The 12,745-nt window shown below is 71.5% G+C and carries 13 protein-coding genes; 6 read left to right on the top strand and 7 right to left on the bottom strand.

The window, feature by feature from the left end:
* The first annotated feature begins 80 nt into the window (after positions 1–80).
* The gene (locus tag ACYQ8Q_RS40910) at positions 81–617 is read left to right on the top strand and encodes a hypothetical protein (RefSeq protein ID WP_460071987.1); all 537 of its coding nucleotides are present in this window, start codon (positions 81–83) and stop codon (positions 615–617) included.
* Between the two features lie 4 nt (positions 618–621).
* Here the strand turns inward: ACYQ8Q_RS40910 and ACYQ8Q_RS40905 are convergent, their stop codons facing one another.
* From ACYQ8Q_RS40905 to ACYQ8Q_RS40890, 4 genes are all read right to left on the bottom strand, one after another.
* Positions 622–1,536, bottom strand: a complete 915-nt coding sequence (locus tag ACYQ8Q_RS40905; protein ID WP_460071985.1) for an SDR family oxidoreductase — start codon at positions 1,534–1,536, stop codon at positions 622–624.
* 102 nt (positions 1,537–1,638) lie between these two features.
* Positions 1,639–2,019 carry a DUF4180 domain-containing protein gene (locus tag ACYQ8Q_RS40900; RefSeq protein ID WP_460071983.1) on the bottom strand — a complete coding sequence of 127 codons (381 nt, stop codon included), beginning with the start codon at positions 2,017–2,019 and terminating at the stop codon, positions 1,639–1,641.
* 60 nt (positions 2,020–2,079) lie between these two features.
* Positions 2,080–2,709, bottom strand: a complete 630-nt coding sequence (locus ACYQ8Q_RS40895; protein ID WP_460071982.1) for an MBL fold metallo-hydrolase — start codon at positions 2,707–2,709, stop codon at positions 2,080–2,082.
* On the bottom strand, positions 2,709–3,794 hold the full coding sequence (locus ACYQ8Q_RS40890; RefSeq protein WP_460071980.1) for an S-(hydroxymethyl)mycothiol dehydrogenase: 1,086 nt from the start codon (positions 3,792–3,794) through the stop codon (positions 2,709–2,711). The genes ACYQ8Q_RS40895 and ACYQ8Q_RS40890 overlap by 1 nt, the downstream gene beginning before the upstream one ends.
* 124 nt (positions 3,795–3,918) lie before the next feature.
* Between ACYQ8Q_RS40890 and ACYQ8Q_RS40885 the strand changes: the two genes are divergently transcribed.
* Entirely contained in the window at positions 3,919–5,673 is a 1,755-nt protein-coding gene (locus ACYQ8Q_RS40885; protein WP_460071978.1) for an ABC transporter ATP-binding protein, read from the top strand.
* Positions 5,674–5,757: 84 nt separating this feature from the next.
* Here ACYQ8Q_RS40885 and ACYQ8Q_RS40880 read toward each other — a convergent pair whose 3' ends face one another.
* Positions 5,758–6,054 (bottom strand): hypothetical protein, encoded by a 297-nt coding sequence (locus tag ACYQ8Q_RS40880; protein ID WP_460071976.1) that lies wholly within the window; start codon positions 6,052–6,054, stop codon positions 5,758–5,760.
* A gap of 172 nt (positions 6,055–6,226) precedes the next feature.
* Between ACYQ8Q_RS40880 and ACYQ8Q_RS40875 the strand changes: the two genes are divergently transcribed.
* Positions 6,227–6,595 (top strand): nuclear transport factor 2 family protein, encoded by a 369-nt coding sequence (locus ACYQ8Q_RS40875; RefSeq protein WP_460071975.1) that lies wholly within the window; start codon positions 6,227–6,229, stop codon positions 6,593–6,595.
* A complete protein-coding gene (locus ACYQ8Q_RS40870) occupies positions 6,583–6,843 on the top strand; it encodes a hypothetical protein (RefSeq protein WP_460071974.1) in 261 nt (86 codons plus the stop codon). The genes ACYQ8Q_RS40875 and ACYQ8Q_RS40870 overlap by 13 nt, the downstream gene beginning before the upstream one ends.
* A 27-nt stretch (positions 6,844–6,870) precedes the next feature.
* Here ACYQ8Q_RS40870 and ACYQ8Q_RS40865 read toward each other — a convergent pair whose 3' ends face one another.
* Positions 6,871–8,829 (bottom strand): ricin-type beta-trefoil lectin domain protein, encoded by a 1,959-nt coding sequence (locus ACYQ8Q_RS40865; protein ID WP_460071972.1) that lies wholly within the window; start codon positions 8,827–8,829, stop codon positions 6,871–6,873.
* 234 nt (positions 8,830–9,063) lie between these two features.
* Here ACYQ8Q_RS40865 and ACYQ8Q_RS40860 point away from each other — a divergent pair, with 234 nt between their 5' ends.
* Entirely contained in the window at positions 9,064–10,278 is a 1,215-nt protein-coding gene (locus ACYQ8Q_RS40860; protein ID WP_460073700.1) for a glycosyltransferase, read from the top strand.
* Positions 10,279–10,584: 306 nt separating this feature from the next.
* Here the strand turns inward: ACYQ8Q_RS40860 and ACYQ8Q_RS40855 are convergent, their stop codons facing one another.
* Positions 10,585–11,253: a TetR/AcrR family transcriptional regulator gene (locus ACYQ8Q_RS40855; protein WP_460071970.1), complete on the bottom strand. Its 669-nt coding sequence runs from the start codon at positions 11,251–11,253 to the stop codon at positions 10,585–10,587.
* A gap of 189 nt (positions 11,254–11,442) precedes the next feature.
* On the opposite strand from ACYQ8Q_RS40855, the gene ACYQ8Q_RS40850 reads away from it, so the two are divergent.
* Positions 11,443–12,687 (top strand): YncE family protein, encoded by a 1,245-nt coding sequence (locus tag ACYQ8Q_RS40850; RefSeq protein WP_460071968.1) that lies wholly within the window; start codon positions 11,443–11,445, stop codon positions 12,685–12,687.
* The last annotated feature ends 58 nt before the right edge of the window (positions 12,688–12,745 follow it).

Below are 12,745 nucleotides of genomic sequence, written 5' to 3'. Positions count from 1 at the left end.
GGGTGCGTGGTTGTGGTCCGGGGCAAGCTGTGACGAATCAGTGAAGTACATCCGGCCGATGAAATGGAGTTCGTTCACGTATGTCTGGTTTCATCCAGCAACTTCCCGCTCTCATAGGGGTCGTGATCGGTGCCCTCGGTTCGTATCTGGCGGTCGTGCGCAGCGACCGGGCCCGGTTCGGGCGGGAGCAGGCGGCGCGGTGGGAGGAGCGGCTGCTGTCGGTGTACGCCGACTACGCGCAGGCGTTGAAGCGGTCGGTGGTCCTGACGTACCGCGTCGCCGCCCACCTCGGCAACGACCCGCATCCGCATCCGATGGCACTGGCGGAGGCGGAGCCGCTGCTGGCGGAGGCCACCGACGGGCGGGACCCGGCCGGGGAGGCGCTGATCATGCTGGGCAGCCGGCAGGTGGTGGACCGGGCCCGGGTGTGGGTGCGGGTGGTGATGGACATGGAGGCGTTCCTGCGGGCGGGGACCGTGGACCCCGAGGCCTGGCAGGGACTGCTGGAGCGGCAGCGCGCCGGCCGTGAGGGCTACTACACGGCCGTGCGCGAGGACCTGGCGCTGCCGCCGGGACATCCGGCGCGCTGGCCCATGACGGCGGTCTCGGACGGGTGAGGGGTCAGCGGTAGCCCGTCACGTCCGCCGGTTTCCCCGCGTCCTGGACCTCGACCAGATAGCGCCAGGCGTCGGGGCGGCTGCCGTCGAGGTCGGTGTAGCCGTAGACCGGGGCGAGGCCGCCGCTGGAGAGGGACCGGCCGTTGAAGCGGGCCACGTCCGGGTCGGCGGCGAGGGCGGAGACGGCCCGGCCGACATAGCGGGGCGTCTCGGAGATCGCGAAGTGGGGTTGGGCGGCCAGGGCGTCGCGCCAGGTGTCCTCGGTGACGCCGAACGCGTCGAGCATGATCTCCGAGCGCATCCAGCCGGGGGTGAGGGCGACGGCGGTGGCGCCGCGCGGGCCGAGTTCATGGCCGAGGGAGAACGCCATGCGCAGCACGGACGTCTTGGCGAGGTCGTAGAAGAAGCTGTTGCGGTAGGTGTCGCGGTTGTACTCGGCGGTGCCGTCGGTCATCTCCACGACCAGGCCCCCGGGGTGCCGCAGCAGGAGCGGGAGGGCGTGGTGGCTGGTGATCGCGTGGGTCTCCACGGCGAGGCGGAGCAGTCTGAGGCCCTTGGCGAGGTCGTGCTCCCAGACGGGGGTGTCCCATGCGAAGAGGTGCTCGGCGCCCCAGATGTCGTTGACGAGGACGTCCAGCCGGCCCTGCTCGGCGTCGACGCGCTCGATCAGCGCGCGGACCCGGTCGGGTTCGAGATGGTCGGTGGGTACGGCGATGCCCTGTCCCCCGGCCTCGGTGACCAGGTCTGCGGTGTCCTCGAGGGTCTCGGGGCGGTCGTACTCGGAGCGGCGGTCGCGCGTGCTGCGTCCCGTCACATAGACGGTGGCCCCGGCCGCGCCCAGTTCGACGGCGACGCCCCGTCCGGCGCCTCTCGTCGCCCCCGCCACCAGTGCGACCCTGCCCGCCAGCGGACCTGCCATGTCCGGCCTCCTCGTGTGTCCCTCGTGTTCCCCGGTGTGGATTCGAGGGTCGCGTGGAAGCCGGACATCTTCTGTCGCCTTTTCCGGCGGGTTCGCCCGCGGTCACCCGCCGGGGCGCAGCCGCTCCGCCAGTTCGCCTTCGTCGGCGACGAACCAGAGCTGCCCGCCCCGGTTCGCCTCGTACACGAAGTCACGGAGCGCGGAGCTGTCGGCGAGGTGCCGGGAGATGTCGCCGACGACGGCCAGCCGCAGCCGGTAGTTCGCGAACTTCTGCACGACCGCGCCCGCGGCCCCCGACCGCAGCCGGAAGAACTCCTCCCCGCACCGCTCGGCGGGGACCGCCACCAGTTCCGCGTCCTGTCCCATCGCGTCGCCGATGAGATCGAGCGCGGCGCGCTCCCCGTCCAGCGCCGGCCCCTCGGGGGCGCAGCGCAGGACGCGGGTGGTGTGCAGGATCGTGAGCGTGGTCGCGGTGGTGGTCATGCGGATGATCGTAGGAGTGTCCTACGGCCTTGCGCGCGCCGTTTCCCGCCAACGGCAGCGTCAGTGCCCGCGCGCGATCCACTCCTCCAGGTGGGGTGCCTCCGCGCCGATGGTCGTGGCGTCGCCGTGGCCGGTGAGCACCTTGGTCTCGGGCGGAAGGGAGAGCAGCTTCTCGCGGATCGAGGTGATGATCGTCGGGAAGTGGGAGTAGGAGCGGCCGGTGGCGCCGGGGCCGCCCTGGAACAGGGTGTCGCCGGTGAACAGGACGCCGAGTCCGGGGTCGTACAGGCAGACCGCGCCGGGCGCGTGCCCGGGGGTGTGCAGGACGGTGAGGTCGGTGCCGGCGGCCTCGATGACCTGGCCGTCGGCCAGATGGGCGTCGGGCTCACGGTCCGGGTGGGTGAGCTTCCACAGCGGCAGGTCGTCCGGGTGCAGCCAGATGGTCGCGCCGGTCAGCTCGGCGAGCGCGGGGGCCGCGCCGACGTGGTCGTTGTGGGCGTGGGTGCACACGATGGCGGTGAGCCGGCGGTCGCCGACGGCCTCGGCGATGGCGGCGGCGTCATGGGCGGCGTCGATGACGATCGCCTCGTGGTCGTCGCCGACGATCCAGACGTTGTTGTCCACGTCCCAGGTGCCCCCGTCGAGGCTGAACTGCCCCGAGGTGACGAGCCGTTCGATCCGGGCGGCCATCACAGCACCACCACCGAGCGCAGCACGTCGCCGTGGTGCATCCGCTCGAAGGCCTGCTCCACCTCGTCGAGGGCGATCGTCTCGGTGACGAACGCGCCGAGGTCCAGCCGGCCCTGCTGGTGCAGGTCGATCAGCATCGGGAAGTCGCGGGAGGGCAGACAGTCGCCGTACCAGGAGGACTTCAGGGAACCGCCGCGGCCGAAGACGTCCAGGAGCGGGAGTTCGAGCTTCATCTCCGGGGTCGGGACGCCGACCAGGACGACCGTGCCGGCCAGGTCGCGGCCGTAGAAGGCCTGCCGGTAGGTCTCCGGGCGGCCGACCGCCTCGATGACGACGTCGGCGCCGAAGCCGCCGGTCAGCTCGCGGATCGCCTCGACGGCGTCGGTCTCCTTGGAGTTGACCGTGTGGGTGGCGCCCATCTTCTTCGCCGTCTCCAGCTTGCGGTCGTCGATGTCGACGGCGATGATCCGCGCCGCACCGGCGAGGTTCGCGCCGGCGATCGCCGCGTCACCGACGCCGCCGCAGCCGATCACCGCGACCGTGTCCCCGCGGCCCACGTTGCCGGTGTTGATGGCGGCGCCGATGCCCGCCATCACCCCGCAGCCGAGCAGCCCGGCCACCGCGGGCGACACCGACGGGTCGACCTTGGTGCACTGGCCGGCCGCCACCAGCGTCTTCTCCGCGAAGGCGCCGATGCCCAGGGCCGGGGACAGCTCGGTGCCGTCGAGGAGGGTCATCTTCTGCTGCGCGTTGTGCGTGTCGAAGCAGTACCAGGGGCGCCCGCGCAGACAGGCCCGGCACTGGCCGCACACCGCACGCCAGTTCAGGATCACGAAGTCGCCCGGGGCGACGTCCGTGACGCCCTCGCCGACGGACTCCACCACGCCCGCCGCCTCGTGGCCGAGCAGGAAGGGGAACTCGTCGTTGATCCCGCCCTGCTTGTAGTGCAGGTCGGTGTGGCACACGCCACAGGCCTGGATCTGTACGACCGCCTCGCCGGGGCCGGGGTCCGGGATCACGATCGTCTCCACCCGCACCGGCTCGTTCCTGCCCGGCGCGATCACTCCGCGTACGTCCTGCGGCATGGGGCTGCCCCTTTCCTCTGCGGTCATCCGTCCCAGGTCCGACCCTACGCGTGACGGAGCGGTAAGGGCACGCTCGGCGCCCGCCGCCGTAGCCTGGGGGCCCGACCCCGCGCCGAGGAGCCCCGTGAGCAACGCAGAGACAGCCGGCATACGACCCCCGTGGCGGCTGCTGCTCGACTATGTCCGCCCCCATCGCTGGACCCTGCTGGCGGGGGCGGTGCTGTCGCTGGTCACCGGGGCGACCGGGCTGCTGCTGCCGCTCGTGGCACGGGGGTTGATCGAGGACCTGTCCCACGACCGGGCGATCACCGGGGCGTTGCTCGTCCTGACGGGCCTGGTCGTCGCCAACGCGGCGGTGGGGGCCCTGGGTTCGTACGTACTGCGGCGCACCGCCGAGTCCGTCGTACTGGGCGCGCGGCGGGCGCTGTCCTCGTATCTGCTGCGGCTGCGGATCCCGGCCGTGGACCGCAGCGAGCCCGGTGACCTGATGGCCCGGATCACCTCCGACACGACCCTGCTGCGCGAGGTCACCACCGACTCGCTGGTGGGCCTCGGCACCGGAGGGCTCACCCTGGCCGCGACGGTCGTGATGATGGCGCTGGTCGATCCGGTGCTGCTGGGGGTGACCCTGGCCGTGATCCTGTGCGCGGGAGCGGTTCTCGGGGTGATCGTGCCGAGGATCAACCGGGCCAGCCGGCAGGCGCAGGACGCGGTCGGGGTGATGGGGGCCTCGCTGGAGCGGGTGCTGGGCGCGCTGCGCACCGTGAAGGCGTCGGGCGCCGAGCCCTGGGAGGAGGAGACGCTGCACGCGGCGGCCGAGGAGTCCTGGCGGCAGAGCGTGCGGGCGGCCAAGTGGGCGGCGGCGGCCGGGAACACGGCCGGGCTCGCGATGCAGAGCGCGTTCATCACGGTGCTGGCGGTGGGCGGGGCGCGGGTCGCCACGGGCGCGATCGGCGTCGGCACCCTGGTGGCGTTCCTGCTGTACGTCTTCTATCTGATGGCGCCGATCCAGCAGGTCGTGGGTGCGATCACCCAGTACCAGACGGGCGCGGCGGCCCTCGGCCGGATCCAGGAGGCGCTGGCGCTGCCCGCGGAACCGGCGGCCCGGCCCGCCCCGCTGCCCTCCCCCGCCGCCGAACCTGCCTCGCTCTCCTTCACCGACGTCCGCTTCCGGTACGCCGACGACCTGCCGTACGTCCACCACGGAGTGACGTTCGACGTCCCGGCACGGGGCATGACGGCGTTCGTCGGCCCGTCGGGCGCGGGCAAGACCACGGTGTTCTCGCTCATCGAGCGGTTCTACGACCCCGAGTCCGGCACGGTCCGCCTCGACGGGCGCGCCCTAGGGGACTGGGAGCTGCCGCTGCTGCGGTGGTCCATCGGGTACGTCGAGCAGGACGCGCCCGTGCTGTCGGGCTCGCTGCGCGCCAACCTGCTGCTGGGCAATCCGGAGGCGGACGACGACACCGTACGGCGGGTGCTGAAGACGACCCGGCTGGACGGGCTGGCCGACCGTTTGCCGCAGGGCCTGGAGACGCTGGTGGGGCACCGGGGGACGAAGCTGTCCGGTGGGGAGCGGCAGCGGGTGGCCATCGCCCGCGCCCTGTTGCGCCGGCCCCGGCTGCTGCTGCTCGACGAGGCGACCTCGCAGCTGGACGCGGTGAACGAGGCGGCGCTGCGGGACACGGTGGCCGATGTCGCCCGGACGACGACGGTGCTGGTCGTCGCGCACCGGCTGTCGACGGTGACGATGGCCGACCGGATCGTCGTCATGGACGCGGGCCGGGTGCGGGCGGTGGGGACGCACCGTGAGCTGGTGACGGGTGACCCGCTCTATGCCGAGCTGGCGGCGACCCAGTTCCTGGCGACGGCCGAGTGAGCGAAGGGCCCTGAGGGCGCCGATGCCGAAGGGGCCGCCGCCCGGCGGGAAGGCCCGGGCGGCGGCCCCACGGGGAACCTGCGGCTACTGGATCGCGGGGAGCAGCCCGGTGACAGGGGCCGCGAGGTCGGTGACCTGGTGCAGTTCGCTCAGCTTGTCGAGCTGGTGCACGTTGTTCAGTTCGGCGAGCTGGCGGGAGACCGGCGGCAGCTCGGCCCGGTGCCCCGCCGGCATCCCGTCGGCGACCAGCGAGTCGATCAGGGCCATCGGGTGGATCCGGCCGTCGGACGGGGCGTCGGCCGCGTTCGCCAGGGGCGCGGCGAGGCCCGTGACCCCGGCGGCGAGGGCGACGACTGCGGCGATGCGTCGAGTGGAGATCATGCCTTCAGCAACGCGGGGGGCGCCGTCCCGGACACGGGTGGCGGGCCGGGCTCACTCGGGAGGCGGAGCCGTGGCCGCTGCGCTTGCCGTGGCCCGCGGGGCGGAGGACGCTCGAAGGAGAGGGACCGGCGGCCCGGCTCCCCACGGTCCGCGGCCCTCCAAGGAGGTCACCATGGGCACCGCGTCAAGTTCCGGCTTCTCCACCGACACTCTGCGCAGGGGGATCGAGGGATCCACCGCCTCGGATCTGTTGTCCCTCTACGCGGACGACGCGCAGCTGCGCATCGTCGACCGCAACACCCAGCCCAGCAGCCCCCGGGTGCTGCACGGCAGGGCGGAGATCGGCGAGCTGCTCCAGGACGTGTACAGCCGCGACATCAAGGCGCACAAGGTGGACGAGTGCATCGTGCAGGGCGACCGTGCCGCCTTCACCGAGTCCTGCGAGTACGCGGACGGTGTGCGGGTCCTCGCCGAGTCGATGATCACTTTGCGGGACGGCAAGATCGTCGACCAGACGATGATCCAGGCATGGGACGAGTAGGAGGAAGGTTCGCCGGGGTCCAGGTCACCTCCCGGATGACCTGGACCTTCTCGGCCCGGCTGGGGCGCTCGCGCGGCCGTCGTTCCGCGCTGCCGGGGCCGGCGTCGGCGGCGGGCCGGAAGCTCTCCGTCGCCGTGCTGCGGACGGTCCTGGGAGCGGCGCGCCGCCCGCGTCCGCTTCCTCCCGCACCCCCGCACCGACACCGGCACCGGCCCCCGCTGCCGGTGCGGCGCCGCCGGATGCGCTGACGTCCGGCGGCGGCGGTGTCGTCCGCGTCAGTTCAGCGACCAGCTCTGGTTGGTGGCGCCGCTGCACGACCAGAGCACCAGTACGGAGCGGTTGGCGGTGGCCGCACCGTTGACGTCGAGGCACAGGCCCGCGTTGACGTTGGTGATCGTGCCGTCGCTGTTGACGTTCCACTTCTGGTTGTTCTGGCCGTTGCAGTCCCAGATGACGACCTTGGTGCCGTTGGTGGTGCCCAGGTTGTAGGCGTCCAGGCACTTGTTGCCGTACACCACGAGTTCCTTGCGGGAGGTGTACGTCCAGGACTGGTTCTGGCCGCCGTTGCAGTCCCAGATCTCGGCCTGGGTGCCATTGGTGATGGTGTTGTTGTAGATGTCCAGGCAGCGGCTGGACGCCTTGCCGACGACCTGGGTGCCGTTCACACCCGCCAGGGGTCGGACGGTGATGTCGGCGAGGGTGGGGGCGTTGCTGAAGGTCAGGGTGTTGGCCGACCCCTTGGACAGGCCCACGAGGAGGCTGATCGTGCCCTGGCTGGAGCCGGTCGGCGGGAAGGAGACCGTGGTGGCGCCCTGGCCGTTGACCTTGAGGGTCGCGGTCTTGGCCGTCGAGGCGGTGTTGGTGTAGGCGACGTCCACGATCTTGGTGCCGGTGGCGCCCGCGACCACCCCCGAGAAGCTCGACGTACCGGTGTAGGTGCTGCCGGAGGCCTCGGTGCCGCCGGTGACGGTGAGCATCACCGAGCCGCCCGCCGGGACGCTCTGGGTGTAGCTCGTGCTGTACGAGCCGATGTCGGACCGGGACCACAGGTCGCGCACGGTCGCGGAGGCGCTGGTCAGACCCAGGTCGGACCAGCGGACGGTGATGTTCGCGGCGGCGGAGGTCCGGTTGAGCAGGACGACGGCCCGCTTGCCGGTGCCGGCGAGGACCTTGCCGTACACCTGGAGCCCGGTGGTGTCCTCGGCGACCTTGACGCCCTGGAGTCCGCGCGCGTCCTGGTCGACGGCGATGACCTCGGGGTTCTTGAGGATGTTCGCGGTCTCGGTGGTCATGGTGGTGAGGTCGTTGCCGGCCAGCAGCGGGGCTCCGGAGATGGCCCAGAGGTTCATATGGGTGCGGTTCTGGGCGGCGGTGAAGCCGGTCATGCCGACCATCAGCATGTCCGGGTCGTTGTAGTAGCCGGTGTGCTGGGCGAGCGGGTGCAGGCCCTGGTCGAAGTTGGAGAGCAGGTTCGTCATCGACGGCGAGTTGCCGTAGTAGATGATGTCGGTGCTGGTCCGGTACATGGGGGCGAGGCCCGGGGCCCAGTTCCAGGTGTTCTGGTAGCCCCAGTTGCAGATCGAGAGGGTCAGCGCACGGCCGGTGGCGGCCGTGGCCTTGGCGACCGCGTCGCTGATCGCCGTGTACGTCGTCGTCGCGTCGAGACCCTCGGCGTCACCGCCGCACCAGTCGACCTTCACGAAGTCGAAGCCCCACTTCGAGAACTGGAGCATGTCCTGGTCGTAGTGGCCCTCGCTGCCGCTGCCCGGCGCGGCGGGGCGACCGGTCGGGTAGTAGTACCCGCAGCCGTCCTTGCCTGCGTCCGTGTAGATGCCGGCCTTGAGTCCCTTGCTGTGGATGTAGTCGGCGATGGCGCTCATCCCGCCGGGCCACTCGGACTCGTCGACGGTGATGTTGCCGTCGCTGTCGCGGGTGCCCTGCCACCAGCCCTCGTCGATGTTGACGTACTGGTACCCGGCCGCCGGCAGGCCCGCCGCGACGAACGCGTCGACCTGCCCCTTGATGACGCTGTAGTCGATCTTCGCGGCGAAGCTGTTCCAGGACGCCCAGCCCATCGGGGCCGTGGGCACGGCGATCTGACGGGTCGTCGCGGCCTGCGCGGGGGCGGGGCCCGCGAACAGGAGGGCGGCGGTCGCGGTCAGCGCCAGCGCGAGGAGGCGCACGGCTGCGGTTCTGCAGCGCCTGAGAAGGCTTGAGCGCGGTGGGGGATACATGCGGCGACTCCGAGGGTATTCGACATCTCGAACGAGGATCGGCGAACCGAACGGTTGCGGGCCCGAAAGTAGGGCCGCCCGTGGGGCAAGTCAACGGCTGCGACAGAAGTCATGTGACCGGTCTCAGGAAGAGTGATGTGACCGGTCTCAGAAATGAAGTGAAGGCCTCCTTCAGGTCGTTGGCCCCACCGCGCTCCGGCCGCCGCCATACTGTCCGACGTGCGAGTGGCGATCATGACGGCGGGCTCCCGGGGCGATGTCGCCCCCTTCACCGGTCTCGGGCACGCTCTGGTGCGCGCGGGCCACGAGGTCACCCTGGTCACCCATGAGCGGTTCGCGCCGCTGGTGACCGGCTCCGGGGTGCGCTTCCATCCGCTCCCGGTCGACCCGCGGGCCGAACTGGAGTCGGAGCGCGGCCGGGGGCTGCACCACAGCGACAGCGGGCCGGGCAAGCTGCTGCGGGCGATCCGGCTGGCGCGGGCGGTGGTCGGCGAGATGACCGACGATCTCCTGACCGCCGCGCAGTCGGCCGACGCCCTGCTGGCGGCGGCCCCGCTCGCACCCCTGGCGCAGACCGTCGCCGAGGGGCTCGCCCTGCCGATCCTCGGTCTCCACCTCCAGCCCATCGCGCCCACCCGGGAGTTCGCCCCGCCCATGCTCGGCGGCGGCTCCTGGGGTGCCCTCGGCAACCGTCTCGCCGGGCACGGTGTCGAGCGGGCGGTCGACCAGGTCTTCGCCCCGGTCCTGCCCGCCGTCCGCGCCCGGCTGGGCCTGCCGGCCAAGGGCCCGCGCGCACGCGAGCGGCGCTCCACCCCGGTGCTGCACGGGTTCAGCCCGCTCCTGGTGCCCCGGCCCCACGACTGGCGCCCGGGGCTCGACATCACCGGCTACTGGTGGCCGTACGACCGCGAGCGACAACTCCCCTCCGTCCTGCGGGACTTCCTGGACGCGGGGCCGCCACCGGTCTTCATCGGCCTGGGCAGCGCGACGGTGCCCGACCCCCGTCGGCTGAGCGCCGAGATCGTACGGGCGCTGCGGCTGGCGGGGCTGCGCGGGGTGATCCAGCGCGGCTGGGCGGGTCTCGCGGCCGACGGCGACGACCTCCTGACCGTCGACGAGGTGCCGCACTCGCTGCTCTTCCCCGAGACGGCCGCGGTGGTCCACCACTGCGGCGCGGGCACCACGGCGGCCGGGGTCCGCGCGGGCGTGCCGGCCGTGCCGGTCCCGGTCCAGTTCGACGAGGGCTTCTGGGCCGACCGCCTCGTGAGGGCGGGGGTGGCTCCCGGGACGGTCCCCCTGCGCCGCCTGACCGCCGAGACCCTGGCAGCGGCCCTCGTCCGCGCCACCCGCGAGCCCCGGTACGCCGAACGGGCCGGAGAGCTGGGCGCACAGGTGCGCGCGGAGAACGGAGCGGAACGAGCGGTGGAGGCGGTGAGGCGGCTGCGGTGAGGGAGACCGGCAGAGGCTCACTGTTGCGGCATCAGCGATACGCCGGTGGATCGGCGGGTCGGCCCAGAGCGCCGTCGATGCAGCCGTCCATCCACTTCTGGGAAGTCTTCACTCCCTGTGCGTCGGCGTGGTCGTTGCACTCCGACCTTGCCGTGTCGGTTCTGTCGAACGAAGTGAGACCCCCGAGATGTCCCGCAGGTCCCTCTTGGCCGAAGCGGTAGCCCTTCTCGTACTGCTCGGCAAGCGTTCCTCTGCACCCCGACACAAGCAGCAGCGGAGCAAGCAGGAGTGCGGCCGCACAACGCTTCAGCATGGCTCATCCTCCGGGGTCCAGCCCGGTGGGCGCAGTATCCCCAGCAGTTGGCGGACCAGTTCGTCGACCACCTCGTCGAGGGTGGCGTCGACCCAGCCGGCGCTCCAGTCGTGGAGGAGGCCGTTGACGCTGCCGATGAAGGCCGTCGCCGAGAGACGGTAGTCGCGGGGGGCCGCCTCGCCCCGTTCGGCGGCGGCCGTGGCCTCGGCGCAGATCAGCTCGATCCAGCGGGCCCGGCGGGCCAGGCGCTGCTCCTCCAGACGGGGGCTGACGCCCACGATCTCGACGAAGGTGATCCGGATCCGGCTCGGGTCCGAGGTGACGTCGGCGGCGTAGGCGCGGAAGATCGCCGTGACCCGCTCGGCCAGCGGCAGGCCCTCCGCCGCGGCGAACGCGGCCACGACCGCCTCCTCCGCCCAGTCGTTGACCTGAAGGTGGAGCACGGCGAGGACGTCCTCGAGGGTGCGGAACTCCTCGTAGAACTGACGCGTCGACAGCCCCGCGGCCTCGCTGAGCGCCGCCACCGTCGTCCCGCGGTAACCGGGGGCGCCCCCGAACAGCTTCAGCGCCGCGTCGAGGAATCTCCCGCGCCGCTCCGCCTGCCGCTCGACCGCGGTCTTGCCGCCGTACCGGCCGGTCGGCGCCCTGAGCCTGCCCGTCACTGCACCCTCCCGAGTCGCTCCGTGCTCCCCCGTGGCCAATTTTGTCGTGCACAGAGTCTTGTGGCGAAGGGCACCCCTTCCTTACTTTCCAGTAAGTACAGTCTGAACGCAGCCGTGTTCAGATTCGGGCTTCTTCGAGCCGCTCAGCCCTGCCCCACCCGTTTCCCCACTCCGGAGGAGTGAGCACTCATGGCCGCCTTCAGACCCGGGCACCTCTGTGCCGTAGCCGCCGCCCTCGTCCTGTCCGTCACCGCCCCCGCGACCACCGCCCAGGCCGCGTCCGGCGCCGCACTGCGCGAGGTGCTGTTCGTCGGCAACAACTGGGAGGGCACCGCGGACGTCATCAAGTCCACCGGTGACTTCGCGAAGGTCGGCCGGATCAATGTGATCCCCGACAAGGACGCGCGGATGGCGGAGATCAACGCCGACCCGATCAAGTGGATCTACTTCATGGCCATCCGCAACGGCGTCGGCGAGGGCCACGACCAGTTCGTGGACGACATGTACTCCACGCCGGACGGGAAGTCCGTGGTCGTCTCGCGCCCCAGCTTCGCCGACGTCGTCTCCATCAACCTCTCCACCGGTGCCATCAACTGGCGCTTCCCGGTGTCCGGTTACCGCTCCGACCACATGGCCGTCTCCCCCGACGGCACCCGGGTCGCGGTCTCCGCGTCGACCGCCAACACCGTGCACGTCCTGGACATCAACACGGGCAAGCAGGTGGGGTCGTTCGCCACCGGCGACAAGCCGCACGAGAACATCTTCACCAAGGACGGCAAGTACATCTACAACATGGCGATCGGTGACGTGAACACCGATCTCGACGCCCCGTGGCTGGACTGGACGAAGGGCGACCGGCACATCACGGTCGTCGACGCGACCACCTACAAGCAGGTCAAGATCATCGACATGCGGGAGAAGCTGGACGCGATCGGCCTCACCGACTACTCCGACGCGGTGCGCCCGGCGGTGTTCTCGCCGGACGAGTCCAAGCTGTACTTCCAGGTGTCGTTCTTCAACGGCTTCTTCGAGTACGACCTCGCCAGCGACAGCATCACCCGCACCAAGACCCTGCCGAAGAACCCGGCGACGAGCGACGACCGCACCACGTACGTCAACGACTCCCGCCACCACGGCCTGTCGATGAGCCCGGACGGCAGCAAGCTGTGCGTCGCGGGCACCATGGACGACTACGCGACGGTCGTCAACCGCAGCACCCTCCAGGAGGGTCCGCTGGTCACCGCGTCCAAGCCGTACTGGGCCACGGTCAGCGGCGACGGCAAGGACTGCGTGATCTCCGAGAGCGGCGCCGACCAGGTCACCGCGATCGACTTCGCCACCGGCCAGAAGGTGCTGTCGATCCCGGTGGGCGACCACCCGCAGCGGGTACGGCTCGGCCATGTCGCCGCCGACTGGACCGGCACCGGCAGCTGATCCGACGGGCAGCACGCGAGGAGAAGGGGGCGGGCGCCGGGCGCCCGCCCCCTTCTCC

This window comes from Streptomyces sp. YKOK-I1, assembly GCF_054660435.1.
This window is presented reverse-complemented; position numbering and strand designations above follow the sequence as displayed.